The sequence below is a fragment of the Sphingomonas folli genome, from assembly GCF_019429525.1.
Classification (GTDB): Bacteria; Pseudomonadota; Alphaproteobacteria; order Sphingomonadales; family Sphingomonadaceae; genus Sphingomonas; species Sphingomonas folii.
On sequence record NZ_JAHXZL010000001.1, the window covers coordinates 474860 to 495522 of the forward strand.

Sequence of the window (20663 nt, forward strand, 5' to 3'; positions counted from 1 at the left end):
GACGCAGGGCGTGCTCACTGGTCGAGGAACGAGCGCATCTTGCGGCTGCGGCTCGGGTGCTTGAGCTTGCGCAGCGCCTTAGCCTCGATCTGCCGGATACGCTCGCGCGTCACGCTGAACTGCTGGCCGACCTCCTCGAGCGTGTGATCGGTGTTCATGCCGATGCCGAAGCGCATGCGCAGCACGCGCTCCTCGCGCGGGGTGAGCGAGGCGAGCACGCGCGTCACCGTCTCCTTGAGGTTGGCCTGGATCGCGGCGTCGACCGGGATCACCGCGTTCTTGTCCTCGATGAAGTCGCCGAGATGCGAATCCTCCTCGTCGCCGATCGGCGTCTCGAGGCTGATCGGTTCCTTGGCGATCTTCATCACCTTGCGCACCTTCTCGAGCGGCATGCTCAGGCGCTCCGCCATTTCCTCGGGCGTGGGCTCGCGCCCCTGCTCGTGGAGGAACTGGCGGCTGGTGCGGACCAGCTTGTTGATCGTCTCGATCATGTGGACCGGGATGCGGATCGTGCGCGCCTGGTCCGCGATCGAGCGCGTGATCGCCTGGCGGATCCACCAGGTCGCATAGGTCGAGAACTTGTAGCCGCGGCGATACTCGAACTTGTCCACCGCCTTCATCAGGCCGATGTTGCCTTCCTGGATGAGATCCAGGAACTGCAGCCCGCGGTTGGTGTACTTCTTGGCGATCGAGATCACGAGGCGGAGATTGGCCTCGACCATCTCCTTCTTGGCGATCCGCGCCTCGCGCTCGCCCTTCTGCACCATGTTGACGATGCGGCGGAACTCGGCGAGCGCCATGCCGGTCTGCTGGCTGATCTCGCTGATCTCGGTGCGGATTCGGTCGATCGCGGGCGCCTCGTTGGTGGCGAAGGCGGCCCATTTCTTGTCGCGCCCGCGCACCGCGTCGAGGAAGCCCTCGTCGAGCTCGTGGCCCATATATTGATCGAGGAAGTCCTTGCGGTTCACCTTGTGCCGCTCGGCCAGTCGCAGCATCTGACCGCCCAGCGCGGTGAGGCGCCGGTTGTAGCTGTAGAGCTGGTCGACCAGATACTCGATCTTGCTCTGGTGGAACTGCACGCTCTCCACCTCGGCCGTGAGCTCCTCGCGCAGCTTCTGGTATTTGCGCTCCTGCGCGTCGGACAGGTCCGCGCCCGACGCCATCGCGTCGAGCCGGCTCTCCTGCATCTTGGAGAAGTTGCGGTAGATCGCGGTGATGTTGGCGAACTTCTCGAGCGCGAGCGGCTTGAGCGTCTCCTCCATCTGCGCGAGGCTGAGGGTATTGTCCTCCTCCTCGTCGTCGGACGGCCGCGGCGTGCGGCGCTCGGTCATGTCGTCCTCGTCGTCGGCGGGCGCCTCCTCGGGCTCCTCCTCCTCCTTGAACGACGGGCCGGTGCTCGACTCGCTGATCTCGCCGCTGTCGTCCTCGGCGCCCTCGACCTGCTCGGCCGACGGACCCTTGGACAGCATCGCGTCGAGATCGACGATCTCGCGCAGCTGCATCGTGCCCTCGTTGAGCGCGGTCGACCAGTCGATGATGGCGTTGAAGGTGATCGGGCTCTCGCACAGCCCCAGGATCATCGTGTCGCGGCCCGCCTCGATGCGCTTGGCGATCGCGATCTCGCCCTCGCGACTGAGCAGCTCCACCGCGCCCATCTCGCGCAGGTACATCCGCACCGGGTCGTCGGTGCGGTCGACCGTCTCTTTCTTCTTCGCCTCGGGGGCGGGGGCGGTACCGTCGGACTCACCGTCGCCGTCGACCGCCTCGGCCTCGTCGTCGTCGGCGCGCTCCTCGGGCTCGCCGTCCTCGCCCGCTTCCTCGTTCTCGACGATATTGACGCCCATCTCGTTGAGCGCGGACATGACGTCCTCGAGCTGGTCGGACGACATCTGGTCCTGCGGCAGCGCCTCGTTGAGCTGGTCGTAGGTGATGTAGCCGCGCTTCTTGGCGCGCGCGATCAGCTTCTTGACGCTCGCGTCGTTGAGATCGATCAGCGGAGCGTCGGCCACTTCCGCGCCCTCGTCACCACCGCCACCGTTCATCTTCGCCATCAATCGTCCTCAAGTCCAAGCGCGCGGGCGTCTTCGTTTGCCTGCACCAGATTTGCAAGTCGCTCATCCAGCGCGCGTTGTTCGTTCACCAACGCTACCTGCCGTTCGAACGCCTCGGCGGTGAAGCGCGCCTTCATCGCGGAAGTTGCTTCCGCCAGCGCAGCATCGACCTCGGGCCGGGCGACCAGGATCGCGATCGCCTCGTCGAGGTCGTCGCGCGCCTGCTTCTCGTCGGCGCCGGCGCGCGTGAACGAATAGGGCATCGTATCGGCTCTCAAGAGGTCGTGCGCGACCGTATCGAAACCGGATCGCGCCAATATGGTGACGAGCCGCCCGCTATCAAGCGGATCGCCGCGACGATCCTCCAGCGCGACGTCGACCACCGCCTCGAACAGCCGGCCGAGCGCGCCCTCGGCGAGGCGGAGGCCGCCCAGCACCTCCATGTGGCGCGCGATCTCGGCGGGGTGGCGGATCAGCCCGGCGAGTACCGCCTTGGCGAGCACGCGATCGATCCCGCCCGCGGCGCCGACGCGCTTGGCGTCCTCGGTGACGGGCGCGGGCGGGGGCGTCCACTTCTGCCCGGGGCGACGCTGCGCCATCGGGTAGAACGGCGTGCGCTGCTGGAACGGCTGGCGGGTGCGCGCGAACTGCTCGTCGAAGCGGTGGCGGAACTCGGCCTGATACTCGGTGCGGACGCTCGGGTCGGTGATCGACTGAACGAGGTCGCCCAGGCGGCGCTTGAAGCCGGCGCGCTGCTCGGGTGTGGTGAGCGGCTCGACGGCGAGCTCGTGCTGCCACAGTCGGTCGACCAGCGGCTGCGCGCTACGTACCAGCGGCTCGAACGCGCCCGGCCCCTGCGCGCGCATCAGGTCGTCCGGATCCTGTCCCTCGGGCAGGGTGACGAAGGCGAGGCTGCGCCCCGGCGCGAGCAGGGGCAGCGCGCGCTGCGCCGCGCGGATCGCCGCTTTCTGCCCGGCCGCGTCGCCGTCGAGGCAGACATAGGGCACGTCGACCACGCGCCACAGCCGCTCGAGCTGCGCCTCGGTCAGCGCGGTGCCGAGCGGCGCGACCGCCTCGCCGATGCCGTGCTGCGCCAGCGCGACCGCGTCCATATAGCCCTCGACCACGAACAGCCGCTCGGCCTTGCGCGCGGCCGCGGCGGCGCGGTCGAGATTGTAGAGCGTGCGGCCCTTGTCGAAGAGCGGGGTGTCGGGCGAGTTGAGATATTTCGGCTCGCCCTCACCGATGATGCGGCCGCCGAAGGCGATGACCCGCCCGCGCGGGTCGCGGATCGGGATCATCAGCCGGCCGCGGAAGCGGTCATAGGGTTCCTTGCCCTCGACCTGGATCAGCAGCCCCGCCTCGATCAGCATGGCGTCGCCGAAATCCTTGAGCGCCGCGCGCAGCCGGGTGCGGGAATCGGGCGCGTAGCCGAAGCCGAACGTGCGCTGCGTCGCCGCACTCACCCCGCGCCTGTCGAGCAGCGCGCGCGCGGCGGCGCCGTCGCTGCCGCCGAGCTGCTGGGTGAAGAAGTCCGCGGCGGCCTGCATCACGTCGTGGAGCGACCTCGCGCGCTCGGCACGCTCGGCCGAGTGGCGGTCCTGCTCGGGCATCTCCATCCCTGCCGCGGCGGCGAGTTCCTTGACCGCGTCGATGAAGGGCAGGCCTTGGTGATCGGTCAGCCAGCGGATCGCGTCGCCGTGCGCCGAGCAGCCGAAACAGTGATAGAAGCCCTTGTCGTCGTTGACGTAGAAGCTGGGCGTCTTCTCGTTGTGGAAGGGGCAGCAGCCCTTCATCTCGCGCCCGGCGCGGGTCAGCTTCACCGTCCGGCCGACCAGCGCGGTGAGCGAGGTGCGCGCGCGCAGCTCGTCGAGGAAGGCGGGGGTGAGACTCACCAGCGCATTATACCCCTTATGCCGCGGGATCGCGCGGGGGGCAATGTGTCGCGGTGGGACGGGGTGTTCTGGCCCACCTGGGCCGTGGATCCTGCATCCCCCTCTGCCGTCATCCCGGACATGGTCCGGGATGACGGTAGTGTGTCGGGCGGGGCAGGGGGAAAGCACTCGCGGCGCCTCGGCGCCTCCGCGTGAAGCCTCACCCCGCCCGCGGCCTCACGCCATCCGCGATTTCACCCCGCCAGCGCCGCCTTCACCAGCGCGCTCGCCTTGCTCATGTCGAGCGTGGCGGCGTGGCGCGCCTTCAGCTCGGCCATCACACGGCCCATGTCCTTCATGCCCGACGCGCCCAGCTCGCCCTTGATCGAGTCGATCGCGGCGCGGGTCTCGTCCTCGCTCATCTGCTGCGGCAGGAAACGCTCGATCACCGCCACCTCGGCCTGCTCCGCCGCGGCCAGCTCAGGGCGGCCGCCCTGCTCGTACATCGCGATCGACTCGCGGCGCTGCTTCACCATCTTCTGCAGCACCTCGACCACGACCGCGTCGTCGTCCGCCGGCGCCGGGCCGGTGCGCAGCTCGATGTCGCGATTCTTCACCGCCGCCTGGATCAGCCCGATGGTGGCGCGCGCCTCCCTGTCGCCCGCCTTCATCGCCGCGATCTGCGCGGCCTTGATGTCGTCCCGAATCATACCCGTGTCCTTAACCGATTGACGCGTCCGGCGCGCGTCTCTAGCGGGCGGGGCTTAGCGACATTGCCGACCCACACAAGGAGTGCCCGCCTGCCATGGCCGACGCCACGTTTCCGCACGCGCCCAGACCGGATGGAGCGACGGGCGTCCTCGTCCTCGCCAGCGGCGAGGTGGCGTGGGGCCGCGGCTTCGGCGCGACCGGGCAGGCGGTGGGCGAGGTGTGCTTCCACACCGCCATGACGGGCTACCAGGAGATCATGACCGACCCGAGCTTCGCCGGTCAGATCATCACCTTCACCTTCCCGCACATCGGCAACGTCGGCGCCAACCCCGACGACGTCGAGGCCGACAACCCGCACGCGCTCGGCATGATCGTGCGCGAGGATCCGACCGCGCCCAGCAACTTCCGCGCGATGGAGCATCTGTCGGGCTGGATGGCGCGGCACGCGCGGATCGGGCTCGCCGGGATCGACACGCGCGCGCTGACGCGGCGCATCCGCGGCGGCGGGGCGCCGACCGGCGTGGTGGCGCACGCGCCCGACGGCGCGTTCGATCTCGACCTGCTGCTCCAGCTGGCGCGCGGCTGGCCCGGGCTGGAGGGGATGGACCTCGCCAAGGACGTGACGCGCGAGACCCATGGCAGCTGGGAGGGCGGCATCTGGCGGCTCGGCTTCGGCTATGAGGGCGCGGGCGAGGGCGCGCGGCCGCACGTGGTCGCGGTGGATTACGGAAGCAAGTTCAACATCTTCCGCAATCTCGTTCAGGCGGGGGCAAAGGTGTCGGTGGTGCCGGCGACCGCGACCTACGACGAGATCATGGCGCTCGCGCCCGACGGCATCTTCCTCTCCAACGGCCCCGGCGACCCCGCCGCGACCGGCGCGTACGCCGTCCCGGTGATCCGCCAGCTGCTCGACACGGGCAAGCCGCTGTTCGGCATCTGCCTCGGCCATCAATTGCTCGCACTAGCGGTGGGGGCGCGGACGACCAAGATGTTCCAGGGCCACCGCGGCGCCAACCACCCGGTGAAGCGGCTCAGCGACGGCGCGGTCGAGATCACCAGCATGAACCACGGTTTCGCGGTCGAGCGCGAGACACTGCCCGCCAACGCGCGCGAGACTCACGTGTCGCTGTTCGACGGCAGCAACGCCGGGCTCGAACTCACCGACCGGCCCGCGTTCAGCGTGCAATATCACCCTGAGGCGAGCCCGGGGCCGCAGGACAGTTTGTACCTGTTCGAGCGGTTCGTGGGGCCGCTGCGCGCGGGCTGACGCCGCGCCGCGACGACATAGCGGGCGAGCGGCGGTACCCTTGCCCGAAACAAAGAAGCCTTGAAGGCAGGACCTGACGCATGCCCAAACGCACCGACATCTCCTCGATCCTCGTCATCGGCGCGGGGCCGATCATCATCGGCCAGGCGTGCGAGTTCGACTATTCCGGCACGCAGGCGATCAAGGCGCTCAAGGAAGAGGGCTATCGCATCGTCCTGGTCAACTCGAACCCGGCGACGATCATGACCGATCCCGAGCTCGCCGACGCCACCTATGTCGAGCCGATCACCCCCGAGGTGGTCGCCACGATCATCGCTAAGGAGCGCCCCGACGCGGTGCTGCCGACGATGGGCGGGCAGACCGCACTCAACACCGCGCTGGCGCTGTTCCGCGACGGCACGCTGGAGAAATACGGCGTCCAGATGATCGGTGCCGACGCCGAGGCGATCGACAAGGCCGAGGACCGGCTCAAGTTCCGCGACGCGATGGACAAGATCGGGCTGGAGAGCGCGCGCAGCCATATCGCCCACACCGAGGCCGAGGCGCTCGCCGGGCTCGACAAGGTCGGGCTGCCCGCGATCATCCGCCCCAGCTTCACGCTCGGCGGGACGGGCGGCGGCGTCGCCTACAACCGCGAGGAGTTCCTCGAGATCGTCCGCAAGGGGCTCGACGCCTCGCCCACCACCGAGGTGCTGATCGAGGAGTCGCTGCTCGGCTGGAAGGAATATGAGATGGAGGTGGTCCGCGACCGCGCGGACAATTGCATCATCATCTGCTCGATCGAGAACATCGATCCGATGGGGGTGCACACCGGCGATTCCATCACCGTCGCGCCGGCGCTGACGCTGACCGACAAGGAATATCAGATCATGCGCAACGCCAGCATCGCGGTGCTGCGCGAGATCGGCGTCGAGACCGGCGGCTCCAACGTGCAGTTCGCGGTCAACCCCAAGGACGGGCGCCTGATCGTCATCGAGATGAACCCGCGCGTGTCGCGCTCCTCGGCGCTGGCCTCGAAGGCGACCGGCTTCCCGATCGCCAAGGTCGCCGCCAAACTGGCCGTGGGCTACACGCTGGACGAGATCGAGAACGACATCACCGGCGCCACCCCGGCCTCGTTCGAGCCGACGATCGACTATGTCGTCACCAAGATCCCGCGCTTCGCCTTCGAGAAGTTCAAGGGCGCCGAGGCGGTGCTGGGCACCGCGATGAAGTCGGTCGGCGAGGTGATGGCGATCGGGCGCAACATCCACGAGTCGATGCAGAAGGCGCTGCGTGGGCTGGAGACGGGCCTGTCGGGCTTCGACCCGGTCGAGCGGCTCGCCGGCGCGCCGCGCGCCGAGATCGAGGCCGCGCTCGCCGCGCCCACCCCCGACCGGCTGCTCGTCGCCGCCCAGGCGCTGCGCGAGGGCTTCACCGTCGCCGAGGTCCACGCCATCGCGAAGTACGATCCCTGGTTCCTCGAGCGGATCGCGGAGATCGTCGCCGCCGAGCGCCAGGTGATGGCGGACGGCCTGCCGATCGACGCGCCCGGCATGCGCCGGCTCAAGGCGATGGGCTTCTCCGACAAGCGGCTCGCCTGGCTCGCGCTCCAGTCGGCCAACCTGCGCGGGATGCAGCGCGGCATCGCGCGCGGCTCGGGGCTGATCCACGAGGCGGTGAAGGCGATGACCGGCGGCGTCACCGAGGCGGAGGTGCGCCAGCACCGCGTCAAGCTCGGCGTCCGCCCCGTGTTCAAGCGGATCGACACCTGTGCCGCCGAGTTCGAGGCGAAGACGCCGTACATGTACTCGACCTATGAGGCGCCGATGTTCGGCGAGCCCGAGAACGAGGCGCAGCCGAGCGACCGGCGCAAGATCGTGATCCTGGGCGGCGGCCCGAACCGCATCGGGCAGGGGATCGAGTTCGATTATTGCTGCTGCCACGCCTGTTTCGCGCTGGCCGACCAGGGCTATGAGACGATCATGGTCAACTGCAACCCGGAGACGGTGAGCACCGACTATGACACCTCGGACCGGCTCTATTTCGAGCCGCTCACCGCCGAGGACGTGCTCGAAATCCTCCACGTCGAGCAGCAGGCGGGCGAGCTGGTCGGCGTCATCGTCCAGTTCGGCGGCCAGACGCCCCTCAACCTCGCGCGCGCGCTGGAGCAGGCGGGGATACCGATCCTGGGCACCTCGCCCGACGCGATCGACCTGGCCGAGGACCGCGAGCGGTTCGCGGCGCTCGTCAACAAGCTGAAGCTGCTCCAGCCGTCGAACGGCATCGCGCGCAGCCGCGAGGAGGCGCTCAACGTCGCCGGCCGCATCGGCTATCCGGTGCTGATGCGCCCGAGCTACGTGCTCGGCGGACGCGCGATGGAGATCGTCGACAGCGACCAGCAGCTGGAGGATTATATCCAGACCGCGGTCCAGGTCTCGGGCGACGCGCCGGTGCTGATCGACCAGTATCTCCGCGACGCGGTTGAGGTGGACGTCGACGCGATCTGCGACGGCGAGCAGGTGGTGGTCGCGGGCGTGCTCCAGCATATCGAGGAGGCGGGGGTCCACTCGGGCGACAGCGCGTGCTCGATCCCGCCCTACTCGCTCGCCCCCGAGATCATCGCCGAGATCGAGCGCCAGACCGAGGCGCTGGCGCACGGCCTCTCCGTGCGCGGGCTGATGAACATCCAGTTCGCGGTGAAGGACGGGCACGTCTACCTCATCGAGGTCAACCCGCGCGCCAGCCGCACCGTGCCCTTCGTGGCCAAGGCCATCGGCGCGCCCATCGCCAAGATCGCGGCGCGCGTGATGGCGGGCGAGAAGCTCGCCGACCTGCCCGCGATCGACCGCCACATCGACTATTTCGCGGTGAAGGAGGCGGTGTTCCCGTTCAGCCGCTTCCCCGGCATCGACCCGGTGCTGTCGCCCGAGATGAAGAGCACCGGCGAGGTAATGGGGATCGACCGCGACTTCACCACCGCCTTCGCCAAGTCGCAGCTCGGCGCGGGCACGGTGTTGCCGAGCGGCGGCGCGGTGTTCGTCAGCGTCAAGGCGGGCGACAAGGAGGCGATCGTGCCCGCGGTGCGCGCCTTGGTCGAGGCCGGGTTCACGATCGTCGCCACCGCGGGCACCGCGGACCATCTCGAGCGCGCCGGGCTGCCGGTCGAGCGCATCAACAAGGTGGCGCAGGGGCGGCCGCACATCGTCGACCGCATCAAGGACGGCAAGATCGACCTGATCTTCAATACCACCGAAGGGTGGCAGAGCCTGAAGGACTCGCAGCCGATCCGCGCCTCGGCGGTCAACGGCAAGATCCCCTATTTCACCACCGCCTCGGCCGCGGTGCAGGCCGCGGCGGCGATCCGCGCCGGTGTGGCGGGCAATTCCGGGGGTAAGCTTGAAGTGCGTCCACTGCAGGCCTATTATTCGCAGCCGCACAACTGATCCCCAGACAATCCGGATGGTGCGGGCGGTCGCGACGACGCGACCGCTCGGGGGGTGTTATTCGAAGGATGGACGATGGCGACGGTCGAGAAGATGCCGATGCTGCAGGAGGGCTATGAGAAGCTGAACGCTGATCTCAAGCGCCTCAAGACCGAGCGGCCGCAGATCGTCGACGCGATCGAGGAAGCCCGCGCGCACGGCGACCTGTCGGAGAACGCCGAATATCATGCCGCCAAGGAGCGTCAGGGCCAGATCGAGGCGTCGATCGCCGACATCGAGGACAAGCTCAGCCGCGCGCAGATCATCGACCCGCGCGACCTGTCGGGCGACAAGATCGTCTTCGGCGCGACGGTCACGTTGCTCGACGAGGACGACAAGCCGGTGCGCTATCAGATCGTCGGGCAGACCGAGGCCGACGCGAAGACCGGGCGGATCAGCTATAACTCGCCGCTCGGCCGCGCGCTGATCGGGCGCAGCGTCGACGACGAGGTCGAGGTCGCGGTGCCCGCGGGCGACCGCTATTATGTGGTGTCGAAGGTCGAGTTCATCTGAGGCGTGCGCCAGTCGCGGGATGATGTCGGGCGGAGGTTCGGCATCGCCCTTCACGGCGGTCAGCCCGGCGAAGGACGGGGCCCGGTGGGAAGGCCGCGGCAAGGCGCGGTAGCATCTCCAGGGTGAGCCCGGCCTTCGACCGGGTACGTATCCTCTGGTCCGGGCCGCTACCTGATACGCGCCGAGCCGCTCAGGCGCGCTCGCCGTCGAGCCGCCGCGCCACCGCGACGAACTCCGCGACGCTGACCGTCTCCGCGCGCCGCGTCGGGTCGATCCCCTCCGCCTCCGCCGCGGCGATCGCGCCGGGCACGCCGCGCAGGCTCTGTCGCAGCATCTTGCGCCGCTGGCCGAACGCCGCCGCGGTCAACCGCTCCAGCGTCTCCAACCGCACGCCACCCGGTGCATCCTCCGGCACGACATGCACCACCGCCGACATCACCTTCGGCGGGGGGGTGAAGGCCGAGCGGTGCACCGGCATCGCGATGCGCGCGCTCGCGCGCCACTGCGCCAGCACCGCGAGCCGGCCATAGGCCTCGCCGCCGACCGGCGCCACGATCCGCTCCGCCACCTCGCGCTGGAACATCAGCGTCAGCGACTGCCACCACGGTCGCCACGCGGCCGAGAGCCAGCCGACCAGCAGCGCGGTACCGACATTATAGGGCAGGTTCGAGACGATGTGCGGCGCGGTCGCGAACAGCGCGCGCGCGTCGATCGCGGTGGCGTCGCCCTCGATGACCGTCAGCTGCCCGGGGTAAGCGTCGGCCAGCTCGGCGAGCGCGGGGATGCAGCGGCGGTCGCGCTCGATCGCGGTGACCCGCGCACCCGCGGCGAGCAGCGCGCGCGTCAGCCCGCCCGGGCCCGGCCCGACCTCGAGCACCTCGGCGCCGGCGAGGTCACCCGGCACGCGCGCGATCCGCGCGAGCAGCTGCGAGTCGAAGAGGAAGTTCTGCCCCAGCGCCTTGGACGCGTTGAGACCGTAGCGCGCGATGACGTCGCGCAGCGGCGGCAGCGCCACCGGCGCGGGCGGCGCGCTCACGCCGGCTGGGCGCAGCGCGCGCGCTGGCGCGCCGCGGCATCGGCCATCGCGATCGCCGCGATCGTCGCGCCGGGGTGCGCCACGCCCTTGCCGGCGATGCCGAAGGCGGTGCCATGGTCGGGCGAGGTGCGCACGATCGGCAGCCCCAGCGTGATGTTGACGCCGTCGTCGAAGTGGAGCGTCTTGAGCGGCACGAGCGCCTGGTCGTGGTAGCAGCACAGCGCCGCATCATACTGCGCGCGCGCGCGGGCGTGGAACATCGTGTCCGCGGGGAAGGGGCCGCGCGCGTCGATGCCCTCGTCGACGAGCTGCTCGATCGCGGGGCGGATCACGTCGATCTCCTCGCGCCCCATCGTGCCGTCCTCGCCGGCGTGGGGGTTGAAGCCGGCGAAGGCGAGCCGCGGCGCCGCGATGCCGAAGTTGCGCGTCAGCCCGCGCGCCGTCACGCGCGCCTTGGCGACGATCAGCTCGACGCTGAGCAGCCCGGACACCGAGGCGAGCGCGACATGGGTGGTGATCGGCACCACCCGCAGCCCCGGCCCGGCGAGCATCATCACCGCGTTGTCGCGCGCGATCCCGCAGCGCTCGGCGACGAACTCGGTCTGTCCCGGATGCGTGAAGCCGACGCCGTAGAGCTGCGACTTGGAGACCGGCCCGGTGACCAGCGCGCGCCCCGCGCCCGAGCGCACGAGCCCGGCGGCGAGCTCCAGCGCGTGGAGCGCGCAGCGCGCGCCGTCGGCGTCGGGCTGGCCCGGCACGATCTCGCCCGCGTCCTGCACGGTGAGCACCGGCAGCGCCTCGGCGAAGACGCGGTCCACGGCGGCGAGGTCGCTCACCGGCGCGATCGGCCCGTCCCACACGCGCGCCACGGCGCGCACGTCGCCGACCGCGACGAAAGGGGGCAGGCCGTGCGAGTCGCGTGCCGCCCACGCCTTGGCGATCGTCTCGGGCCCGATCCCGGCGGGATCGCCCATCGCGATGACGATCGGCGCGGTCACGGCCTCAGCGATACTCGATCACCGCGTCGCGGCGCAGGTCGCGCAGCGCCTGCTGCGCGCGCAGGTTGACGCGCTGCTGCTCGAGCTGGTTCTGCACCTGCTGCGCGCCCGGCAGCTGGCCACCCTGCGCCTCGTCGCGGCCGCACAGCACCAGCGTGCGCACGCCCTCGGTCGGCGAGCCGAACGGCGGGGTGGCCTGGCCGACCTGGAGGTTGACCATGATGCTCTGCAGCTGCGGCGGCAGGTCGCGGATGCGGATCGCGTCGTTGTTGACCACCTCGGCGTTGAGCGTCGCGGCGACCTTGTCGACCGAGCCGCAGCCCTGCAGCTTCTGGATCGCCTCGGCGAAGGCCGAGGTGCGCGCGGTGGCCTGCACCTGGGTCGTGCCGGTCGGGAATTTGATCGTCAGCTGCTTCAGGCTGAGCCGCGAGTCGCGCGGGTCGGCGGCGCCGACGCGGCGCTTGTCGACGAGGTACAGGATCGAGAAGCCGCCCGGCGTCGCGACCGGGCCGGCGACCTGGCCGACCTGCATCGTCGTCGCCGCCTGGGCCAGCGCGTCGGGCAGCTGCGCGGCGCGCACCCAGCCGAGGTCACCGCCGACGCCGCGGGTCGAGGCCTCGGAGAAGTTGCGCGCGAAATAGGCGAACGGCGCCTTGCCCTGACCGATCTGGGCGATCAGCTGGCGGGCGTTGGTGAACACCTGCTCCTGTCGGTCGGGCGTGGCGGCGAGATAGATCTCGTTGAGGTGGAACTCCTCGGTGCCCTTGGCCGCCTCGAGCCGGTCGAGGATCGCCTTCACCTCCTCGTCGCCGACGTTGACGAAGGGCTCGACTCGCTTGCTGAGATAGCGGCTCCACGCCAACTCGCCCTCGATCTGGCGGCGGATCGAGCGGTCGGACGAGCCGTTCTCGCGCAGGAAGGCGGCGAACTGCTCGGGCGTCTTGCCGAAGTTGCGCGCGACGCGGGCGAAGCTCTGGTCGATCTGGTCCTTGGTGATCGTCACCTCGGCGGTCTTGGCCTGCTGGATCTCCAGCGTCTCGTCGATCAGCTGGCGCAGCACCTGGAGCTGGAGCCGGTCGCGCTCCTGGTCGGAGAGCTTGACGTTGTTGGCCGCGGCGATCAGCGCGACGCGCTGGTCGACGTCGGTGCGCGTGATCACCGCCTCGTTGACGATCGCGGTCGCCTTGCGCACGTTGGGGTCAAGGTTGCCGAACACCTGGAGGTTGGCGGGCAGGCCGAGGCCGGTCGGGTCGAGCCCGGGCGCCTCCTGCCCGGCGTCGGCGCCGTCCTGCTCCGCCGCGGTCTGCGCGATCGCCACGCCGGCCGTCCCCACCATCAGCAGCGCCGCCAGCAACCGGCGGGTCAGCGCCGCGCCCCTCGTCTTGGTCATCACGTGTGTCTCGAAATCCCTATCGCGTCGCCGCACGTCGATCGCTTCCACCACGGCTCCCGGACATAGGCCGCCAGCGGCCGTTCCTGCCCGGAGCGAACTGAACAGGGGCTTAGCGGCCGAGGTTCTTGAAGGAAAGCGTCAACAGGTAGCTGTCGCCGCGACGGGCATCGCCGACGGTGCGATAGTCGCGCCGCCACGTCAGGCCCAGTTCGAGACAATCGTCCTGATAGGCGACGCCGAGGCGATGGCGGATCGGGGTGAAGCCGTCGGCCTGCGACAGCGGGTCCTCGGCCCGGTCGGTGAGGTCGACCAGTGCCGAGCCCCACAGCGACCAGAAGCGCGCGAAGGCGACGCGCCCGCCGGCGCGGACCTCCTCTCGATCCTGCAGGTCCTCCAGCTCGGTGATGTCACGGTTGAGCCGGAGGTAGCCGACCGTCGCATAGGTGCGGCGCGAGCCGACCGTCGCGTCGAGCTCGTTGCGGCGCACCGCGAGGTTGCTCTTGTCGAGCCGGTAGCGGTGCGTGAGCGTGACGAACTCGCCGATCCGCACGTTGGTGCGCCCGACGATGTCGGAGAAACGGTCCGACAGGCCGGTGCCGTCGGGCAGGATGCTGGGGCGCGAGTTGAGCCGGTAGCTCTGCCCGACGTTGGTGGCGATGGCGATGCCGGGCAGGTCGAGCGACCAGTCCGCGCCATAGGTCACGCGGCTCGAATCCTCCCACCGGTCATAGCCGGGGAAGCGATTGAGCGCGAACAGGTTGGAATCCTCGAGGTCGACCGCGCGCGCGTCCTCGTTGGGCACCTGGATGTTGCGCGTGCGCGGGGTGGCGACCACCTGGACTCGCGGCGAGAAGCGCTGCAGCCCGCCGAGCAGCTCGCCGACGAAGGGCCAGCGCACGTCCGCCGCCAGCGCGCCGATCGCGCGCGTCTGGAAGCCCGCGAGCCCGCGATATTGGTCGACCGCGGTCGCGACCGTGTCGTCCGAGTTATAGGCGTCGCCGCGGGCATAGGCCGTGAGCGTCACCTCCTGGCCCATGACGGTGATGCCACGCCAGTCCCAGCGGGCGCTGGCGAAGGCGCGCTGCGTGTCCTGCCCGGCCTTGCGCCCGACCGCGAGCGTGTTGAGCTGAAGCTGGAGCACGCCGCCGAGCGGCGCGTCGGTGATGCGGCGGCGATAGTCCAACTCGGGGAACGCGACCGGCTGCATGCCCTGACGGTCGCCGACCCGGAGCGTCTGCACCGCCCAGCCGGCGAGCGAGAAATAGCTGTCGGAGTCGATCCGCTCGAGCGCGATCGTGGTGCGCAGCCGGTCGTCGTTGGAGATGTCGTAGCGGCGGAGGAACGTGCGGTCGGTGACGATCCGCATCGAGCCCGAGATGCTCCAATTGGGGTCGAGCTGGAACCGCCCGCTGCCGTCGAGATAGCCGCGGAAGGCGCGCGTCGTGTCCGAGGTGAAGCCGCCCGACAGGTCGTCGCTGCGGCGGCTGCTGGTGGCGTAGCCCGCGATCGAATAGGCGCCGAGCTCGTTGACCGCGCTGTAGCGCGCCTCGAGCATCGGCACCTCGGACGAGAAGAGGTGCGGCGCGATCACGAGCGATCGGCTCGGCCCGAGCGCGAGATTGAACGGCAGCACCAGCTCGGCGCCGTTGAGCCGGGTGAGCCCGATCGAGGGCGTCAGCAGCCCGGTGTCGTTGCTCTGCGCGGTCGAGTGGCTGAAGCGCGGCAGCGACGGGCTGGTCAGGCCGAAGAGGTGGAAGCGCGCACCCTCGTAGGAGACGCGCTGGCGATCGGCGTCATAGGTCACCTTCACCGCGGTGATCTTCCACGCCGGTTCCTTGGGGCAGCCGTCCGAGTCGGTCACCGCGCAGGGCGAGTAGACCGCGCGGTCGAGCCGATAGAGGCCGTCCGGCTCGCGCGTGCCGCGCACCGCGGCGAGCCGGCCGCCCTGCTCGAGCACCACCAGCAGATTGTCGACGACGCCGTCGCGCAACGTGTCGGTCAGCTCGATCGAGTCGCCATAGGCGATGTCGCCCTCGGGATCGGTGACCGCGACGTTGCCGGTCGCGACGACCTTGCCGGTCCTGCGGTCCCATACGACGCGCTCGGCGCGCAGCCGGTCGGCGCCGCGGGTCATCCGCACCTCGCCGGTGGCAGTGACGACGTCGGCGTTCGTGTCATACTCGAGCGCGGTCGCGCTGAACTGCACCTGCTCGGTCTCGCCCGTGCCGCCCGCCGTCGTCGGCGCCGGCGCGGCGGGCGATGGCGCGGGAGGCGTTCCGGGTGCCTGCGCCGCGGCCGGGGCGGCGGCGAGCAGCCACAGCGCGCCGCCGGCGAGAAGATCGTTACGCGTCACGTCGCTCCCGTTGCACCCCCGCGCGCGCGGCCGGGATGGCGACGGCGCAACGCCGCCCTATCGCATCGCGCAGGGCCGGCTGCAACGCTTTGCCAGTTCACGCGCTCGGGCCTATTCAACGCGCATGATCGAGAAGGACAGTCGCATGAAGATCGCGTTCGCCGCCACCCGGCCCGACACCGCCCCCGCCGCGGGTGAGGTGCTGGCGCTGCCGGTACAGAAGGGCGGCGGCACCGCCGGGCTGGTCGAGGGGGCGGACGCGCTGCTCGCCGCCGCGGCCGCGGGCCAGCGTTTCGACGGCGAGGCCGGGAGCGTCGCGGAGCTGTTCGCCCCCGGTGAGGGCGGCGCGCGGCGCGTGCTGCTGCTCGGTACCGGCGCGGGCGACGATGCCGGCTATGAGCGCGCCGGCGGCGCGCTGACCGCGCGGCTGCTTACCAGTGGCGTCACCGCGGCCGTGGCGGACCTGGCCGGTGCCACGCCGCTGGCGGCGGCGCGGTTCGCGGCGGGCGCGGCGCAGCGCGCGTGGCGCTTCGACGAGTATCGCACCAAGCTCGCGGACAAGCAGAGGCCGACCTTGTCCTCGCTCACCGTCGTCGGCAGCGACGCGGCGTGGCGCGACCGTGCCGCGGTGACCGACGGCGTGGCGCTGGCGCGGCTGCTCGCGACGCTGCCGCCCAACATCCTCTACCCCGAGACCTTCGTCGAGCGCGTGCTCGCCGCGGTGGATGGCCTCGGCCTCGAGGTCACGGTGCTGACCGAGGCGGAGATGCGCGAGCTCGGCATGGGCGCGCTGCTCGGGGTGAGCCAGGGCTCGCGTCGCGACGCGCGCATCCTCGCGCTGCGCTGGACCGGCGGCGGGGAAGGGGCGCCGCTGACCGCGCTGGTCGGCAAGGGCGTGACCTTCGACACCGGCGGCATCTCGATCAAGCCCGCCGCGGGCATGGAGGACATGAAGTGGGACATGGGCGGCGCCGCGGCGGTGGCGGGCGCGATGCTCGCGCTGGCCAAGCGCGGCGCCAAGGCCAACGTCATCGGCGTGATGGGTCTCGTCGAGAACATGCCCGACGGCAACGCGCAGCGGCCGGGTGACGTCGTCACCACCATGTCGGGCCAGACGGTCGAGGTGATCAACACCGACGCCGAGGGCCGGCTGGTACTGTGCGACTGCCTCACCTGGGTACAGCGCGAGCACCAGCCGACGCGGATCGTCGACCTGGCCACGCTGACCGGCGCGATGATCGTCAGCCTCGGCAACGAGTACGGCGGCCTCTTCAGCAACGACGACACGCTCGCCGACGCGCTGCTCGCCGCCGGGCGCGCCTCGGGCGACCAATTGTGGCGCTTCCCGCTCGCGGACGCCTATGACCGGCTGATCGACTCGCCGATCGCCGACGTGAAGAACGTCGGGCCGCGCGGCGCCGGCTCGATCACCGCGGCGCAGTTCCTCCAGCGTTTCGTCGACGCCGGTATCGCCTGGGCGCACCTCGACATCGCGGGCATGGTCTGGGCCGACAAGGACGGGCCGACCTGGGCCAAGGGCGCGACCGGCTACGGCGTGCGCGTGCTCGACCGCTTCGTCGCGGACGCCTGCGAGAAGTGAGCGCGGCGGCGATCGAGCCCGGCGAGCGGGCGGTGCAGGTGGACTTCTACCACCTGACCCGCATGCCGCTCGAGCGCGCGCTGCCGCAGGTCGCGGAGAAAGTGGTGGCGAACGGCGCGCGGCTGCTGATCGTCGCCGCCGAGGAGGAGCAGCGCGCCGCGCTCGACCGGCTGCTGTGGAGCTACGCGCCCGCGAGCTTCCTGCCGCACGCGCGGCTCGGGGGCGGCGACGACACCCGCCAGCCGGTGCTGATCGCCGGCACGCTCGACGCCGCCAACGGCGCGCGCCACGTCGCGCTCGCGGACGGCGCGTGGCGCGACGACGCGCTCGACTTCGACCGCGTGTTCCACTTCTTCGCCGAGGACCAGATCGTGCCGGCGCGGGCGGCCTGGAAGGCGCTGGCGGACCGTCCCGCCGTGGCGCGGCGCTACTGGAAGCAGAACGACAGCGGGCGCTGGGAGCAGGCGGCGTAGCGCTTGCCTCGGGCCGCCCCGCCGCCTAGGGGAGCGCCACTTTCCCCTTCCTATCAGCAGGAGCCCGTGACCGTCATGGCCGCGAACCGTACCTTCTCGATCATCAAGCCCGACGCGACGCGTCGCAACCTGACCGGCGCCGTCACCAAGATGCTCGAGGAGGCGGGGCTGCGCGTCGTCGCGTCCAAGCGCATCCAGATGACCAAGGAGCAGGCCGAGGGCTTCTACGCCGTCCACAAGGAGCGGCCCTTCTTCGGCGACCTGGTCGGCTTCATGATCTCGGGCCCGGTCGTGGTCCAGGTGCTCGAGGGCGACAACGCCGTGCAGCGCAACCGTGACATCATGGGCGCGACGAACCCGGAGAATGCCGCGCCGGGCACGATCCGCAAGGAGCTGGCCGAGTCGATCGAGGCCAACACGGTGCACGGCTCGGACTCGGACGAGAATGCCGCGATTGAGATCGCCTATTTCTTCAAGCCGGAAGAGCTGGTCGGCTGAGATGACGACGCCGGCGTGGCGACTGCGCCGCGCCGGCGCGGAGGACGCGGACTCGCTCGCGCTGGTCGCGGGCGCGACCTTCCTCGAGGCGTTCGCGGGCGTGCTCGACGGTGCCGACATCGTCGCGCACGTCGCGCGCAACAGCAGCGCGGCGGCCTTCGCGCGCTACCTCGCCGAGGGCGGGGTGGCGACGCTGGCCGAGGTCGAGCCCGGCGCCGCGCCGGTCGGCTACACCTTGCTCACCGCGCCCGACCTGCCGGTGACGCCGCTGCCGGGTGACCTCGAGCTCAAGCGGATCTACGCGCTGGCGCCGTATCACGGCACCGGCCTGGGGGCGGCGCTGATCGCGCGCGCGCTCGACGACGCGCGGGCGACGGGATGCGGGCGCGTGCTGCTCGGCGTGTACGGCGGCAACCGGCGCGCGCATCTCTTCTACGAGAAGCACGGTTTCGCGGAGATGGGCGAGCGCCGCTTCCTGGTCGGTGCGACCTGGCACGACGATCGCGTGTACGGACGGGCGGTGTAGGGCCGACGGGAAGGGATGAGGGAACGAAAGTAAGCGGCTGCCCCGTTTTCCCGTCATCCTGAACTCGTTCCAGGATCCACCGTGCCGCAAACACCGCGGCACCTGGGGGTGGGGACGGGTAGATCCTGAGACACGCTCAGGATGACGCCGGCGGGCGGGAGAGGCGCTGCTGCCCGCGAGCCGCCGCGCTCCCAAGACCGCTCATCCCTCCCGCCACGTCCCTTCTCGCACGAAGCGCGCCAGCACCTCCGGATACAGCCGGTGCTCCGCCGCCAGCACGCGGTCGGCCAGCGTCTCGGGCGTGTCGCCCGGCGCGATCGCCACCTCGGCCTGGCCGAGCACCGCGCCGCCGTCGAGCTCCTCGGTGACGACATGGACCGAGCAGCCCGCGACCGCGTCGCCCGCCGCGATCGCGCGCGCGTGCGTGTCGAGCCCCTTGTACCTGGGCAGCAGCGAGGGGTGGATGTTGACGATCCGCCCGCGCCAGCGCGCGACGAGATCGTCGGAGAGCAGCCGCATATAGCCCGCGAGCGCGATCACCTCGACGCCAGCCTCGCGCAGCGCGGCGTCGAGCGCGGCCTCATAGGCGGGCTTGCCGATCCCGCGCGGCGAGAGCGCGAAGGTGGCGAGCCCCTGCTCGCGCGCCCAGGCGAGCCCCGCCGCCTCGGGCTTGTCCGAGGCGACCAGCGCGATCTCATATGTCTCACCCGCCGCGGCGGCGAGCGAGCGCATGTTCGATCCCCGTCCCGAGACCAGCACCGCTACCCGCACCGGCTCACTCATGCGCGGTGGGTCGCGGTCCAGTCGGCGTGCGCGCTCCACGTCTCGGTGGAGCCCGAGACGGTGCAGCCGCGCTCGCCCGCCTCGATCCGCCCGATCGCGTGGACCGTCTCACCCGCCTCGCGCAGCGCCGCGGCGACGTCATCGGCCTGATCCGCCGCCACCACCACCGCCATGCCGATGCCGCAGTTGAAGGTGCGCGCCATCTCCTCGGGCTCGATCCCGCCCTGCGCCTGGAGGAAGGCCATCAGCCGCGGCTGCTCCCAGGCGTCAGCGTCGACCGTCGCGTGCGTGCCCGCGGGCAGCACGCGCGGCAGGTTCTCGAGCAGCCCGCCGCCGGTGATATGCGCCAGTCCCTTGATCCGGTGCGCGCGCAGCAGCGGCAGCAGACTCGCCACATAGAGGCGGGTCGGCACCATCAGATGGTCGATCAGCAATTTGTCCGGGTCGAACAGCGCCGGGCGATCGAGCTTCCAGCCCTTGTCGGCGGCGAGGCGACGCACCAGCGAGAAGCCGTTCGAGTGGACGCCCGAGGAGGCGAGCCCGAGGATCACGTCCCCCGGCGCGATCGTGGCGCCGGTGAGGACGTCGCCGCGCTCGACCGCACCCACGCAGAAGCCGGCGAGGTCATAGTCGCCTACCTCGTACATCCCCGGCATCTCCGCGGTCTCGCCGCCGATCAGCGCGCAGCCGGCGATGCGGCAGCCCTCCGCGATCGAGGCGACGACTCGCTCGGCGACCGCGGTGTCGAGCCGGCCGGTCGCGTAATAATCGAGGAAGAACAGCGGCTCGGCGCCCTGGACGATCAGGTCGTTGGCGCACATCGCCACCAGGTCGATGCCGACGCCCTCGTGCCGCTCCCACTCGATCGCGAGCTTCAGCTTGGTGCCGACCCCGTCGTTGGCGGCGACCAGCAGCGGGTCGGTGAAGCCCGCGGCGCGCAGGTCGAAGAAGCCGCCGAAGCCGCCCAGGTCGGCGTCGGCGCCCGGGCGGCGCGTGGCGCGCGCCAGCGGCGCGATCGCGCGCACCAGCGCGTTGCCGGCGGCGATCGACACCCCGGCCCGCTCGTAAGTATAGCCTTCGTTGCTCATGGCGACGCGCCTAGACACATCGCGCTTGGATTTCC

At 70.7% G+C, this 20663-nt stretch carries 16 protein-coding genes; 7 read left to right on the forward strand and 9 right to left on the reverse strand.

From position 1 onward, the window contains the following. Window positions 1–14: 14 nt before the first annotated feature. From rpoD to KZ813_RS02175, 3 genes are all read right to left on the reverse strand, one after another. Entirely contained in the window at window positions 15–2051 is a 2037-nt protein-coding gene (rpoD, locus tag KZ813_RS02165; protein WP_219753317.1) for an RNA polymerase sigma factor RpoD, read from the reverse strand. Then, complete coding sequence (gene dnaG / locus KZ813_RS02170) at window positions 2051–3946, reverse strand: DNA primase (protein WP_219753318.1); 1896 nt, start codon at window positions 3944–3946, stop codon at window positions 2051–2053. Before dnaG ends, rpoD begins: the two co-directional genes overlap by 1 nt. A 233-nt stretch (window positions 3947–4179) precedes the next feature. Continuing rightward, window positions 4180–4635 carry a GatB/YqeY domain-containing protein gene (locus KZ813_RS02175; protein ID WP_219753319.1) on the reverse strand — a complete coding sequence of 152 codons (456 nt, stop codon included), beginning with the start codon at window positions 4633–4635 and terminating at the stop codon, window positions 4180–4182. Window positions 4636–4730: 95 nt separating this feature from the next. On the opposite strand from KZ813_RS02175, the gene carA reads away from it, so the two are divergent. The 3 genes from carA (at window position 4731) to greA (ending at window position 9880) form a co-directional block, all read left to right on the forward strand. Then, window positions 4731–5903, forward strand: a complete 1173-nt coding sequence (carA, locus tag KZ813_RS02180) for a glutamine-hydrolyzing carbamoyl-phosphate synthase small subunit (protein WP_219753320.1) — start codon at window positions 4731–4733, stop codon at window positions 5901–5903. Window positions 5904–5983: 80 nt separating this feature from the next. Beyond that, window positions 5984–9328, forward strand: a complete 3345-nt coding sequence (gene carB / locus KZ813_RS02185) for a carbamoyl-phosphate synthase large subunit (protein ID WP_219753321.1) — start codon at window positions 5984–5986, stop codon at window positions 9326–9328. A 75-nt stretch (window positions 9329–9403) separates the two neighbouring features. Then, window positions 9404–9880: a transcription elongation factor GreA gene (greA, locus tag KZ813_RS02190; protein WP_219753322.1), complete on the forward strand. Its 477-nt coding sequence runs from the start codon at window positions 9404–9406 to the stop codon at window positions 9878–9880. A 190-nt stretch (window positions 9881–10070) separates the two neighbouring features. Here greA and rsmA read toward each other — a convergent pair whose 3' ends face one another. From rsmA to KZ813_RS02210, 4 genes are all read right to left on the reverse strand, one after another. Next, window positions 10071–10916 (reverse strand): 16S rRNA (adenine(1518)-N(6)/adenine(1519)-N(6))-dimethyltransferase RsmA, encoded by an 846-nt coding sequence (gene rsmA, locus KZ813_RS02195; RefSeq protein WP_219753323.1) that lies wholly within the window; start codon window positions 10914–10916, stop codon window positions 10071–10073. Next, on the reverse strand, window positions 10913–11890 hold the full coding sequence (gene pdxA / locus KZ813_RS02200; RefSeq protein ID WP_373369235.1) for a 4-hydroxythreonine-4-phosphate dehydrogenase PdxA: 978 nt from the start codon (window positions 11888–11890) through the stop codon (window positions 10913–10915). The genes rsmA and pdxA overlap by 4 nt, the downstream gene beginning before the upstream one ends. Window positions 11891–11918: 28 nt before the next feature. Beyond that, on the reverse strand, window positions 11919–13304 hold the full coding sequence (locus KZ813_RS02205; RefSeq protein ID WP_219753325.1) for a peptidylprolyl isomerase: 1386 nt from the start codon (window positions 13302–13304) through the stop codon (window positions 11919–11921). Window positions 13305–13416: 112 nt separating this feature from the next. After that, window positions 13417–15660 (reverse strand): LPS-assembly protein LptD, encoded by a 2244-nt coding sequence (locus tag KZ813_RS02210; protein WP_308461763.1) that lies wholly within the window; start codon window positions 15658–15660, stop codon window positions 13417–13419. A 145-nt stretch (window positions 15661–15805) separates the two neighbouring features. Here KZ813_RS02210 and KZ813_RS02215 point away from each other — a divergent pair, with 145 nt between their 5' ends. From KZ813_RS02215 to KZ813_RS02230, 4 genes are all read left to right on the forward strand, one after another. Then, a complete protein-coding gene (locus KZ813_RS02215) occupies window positions 15806–17260 on the forward strand; it encodes a leucyl aminopeptidase (RefSeq protein ID WP_219753326.1) in 1455 nt (484 codons plus the stop codon). A 32-nt stretch (window positions 17261–17292) separates the two neighbouring features. Then, window positions 17293–17733 carry a DNA polymerase III subunit chi gene (locus KZ813_RS02220; RefSeq protein ID WP_219753413.1) on the forward strand — a complete coding sequence of 147 codons (441 nt, stop codon included), beginning with the start codon at window positions 17293–17295 and terminating at the stop codon, window positions 17731–17733. A gap of 75 nt (window positions 17734–17808) precedes the next feature. Further along, window positions 17809–18231, forward strand: a complete 423-nt coding sequence (ndk, locus tag KZ813_RS02225) for a nucleoside-diphosphate kinase (protein WP_219753414.1) — start codon at window positions 17809–17811, stop codon at window positions 18229–18231. Window position 18232: 1 nt separating this feature from the next. Further along, window positions 18233–18757 carry a GNAT family N-acetyltransferase gene (locus KZ813_RS02230; protein ID WP_219753327.1) on the forward strand — a complete coding sequence of 175 codons (525 nt, stop codon included), beginning with the start codon at window positions 18233–18235 and terminating at the stop codon, window positions 18755–18757. A 201-nt stretch (window positions 18758–18958) separates the two neighbouring features. Here the strand turns inward: KZ813_RS02230 and purN are convergent, their stop codons facing one another. Next, on the reverse strand, window positions 18959–19540 hold the full coding sequence (gene purN, locus KZ813_RS02235; protein ID WP_219753328.1) for a phosphoribosylglycinamide formyltransferase: 582 nt from the start codon (window positions 19538–19540) through the stop codon (window positions 18959–18961). Beyond that, the gene (purM, locus tag KZ813_RS02240; protein ID WP_219753329.1) at window positions 19537–20628 is read right to left on the reverse strand and encodes a phosphoribosylformylglycinamidine cyclo-ligase; all 1092 of its coding nucleotides are present in this window, start codon (window positions 20626–20628) and stop codon (window positions 19537–19539) included. The genes purN and purM overlap by 4 nt, the downstream gene beginning before the upstream one ends. Window positions 20629–20663 lie beyond the last annotated feature (35 nt).

Coding starts and splice junctions, on each gene's coding strand:
- rpoD (WP_219753317.1), bottom strand. CDS start 2,051: ATGGCGAAGATGAACGGTGGCGGTGGTGACGAGGGCGCGGAAGTGGCC.
- KZ813_RS02175 (WP_219753319.1), bottom strand. CDS start 4,635: ATGATTCGGGACGACATCAAGGCCGCGCAGATCGCGGCGATGAAGGCG.
- carA (WP_219753320.1), top strand. CDS start 4,731: ATGGCCGACGCCACGTTTCCGCACGCGCCCAGACCGGATGGAGCGACG.
- carB (WP_219753321.1), top strand. CDS start 5,984: ATGCCCAAACGCACCGACATCTCCTCGATCCTCGTCATCGGCGCGGGG.
- greA (WP_219753322.1), top strand. CDS start 9,404: ATGGCGACGGTCGAGAAGATGCCGATGCTGCAGGAGGGCTATGAGAAG.
- pdxA (WP_373369235.1), bottom strand. CDS start 11,890: ATGGGCGATCCCGCCGGGATCGGGCCCGAGACGATCGCCAAGGCGTGG.
- KZ813_RS02205 (WP_219753325.1), bottom strand. CDS start 13,304: ATGACCAAGACGAGGGGCGCGGCGCTGACCCGCCGGTTGCTGGCGGCG.
- KZ813_RS02215 (WP_219753326.1), top strand. CDS start 15,806: ATGAAGATCGCGTTCGCCGCCACCCGGCCCGACACCGCCCCCGCCGCG.
- ndk (WP_219753414.1), top strand. CDS start 17,809: ATGGCCGCGAACCGTACCTTCTCGATCATCAAGCCCGACGCGACGCGT.
- KZ813_RS02230 (WP_219753327.1), top strand. CDS start 18,233: ATGACGACGCCGGCGTGGCGACTGCGCCGCGCCGGCGCGGAGGACGCG.
- purN (WP_219753328.1), bottom strand. CDS start 19,540: ATGAGTGAGCCGGTGCGGGTAGCGGTGCTGGTCTCGGGACGGGGATCG.
- purM (WP_219753329.1), bottom strand. CDS start 20,628: ATGAGCAACGAAGGCTATACTTACGAGCGGGCCGGGGTGTCGATCGCC.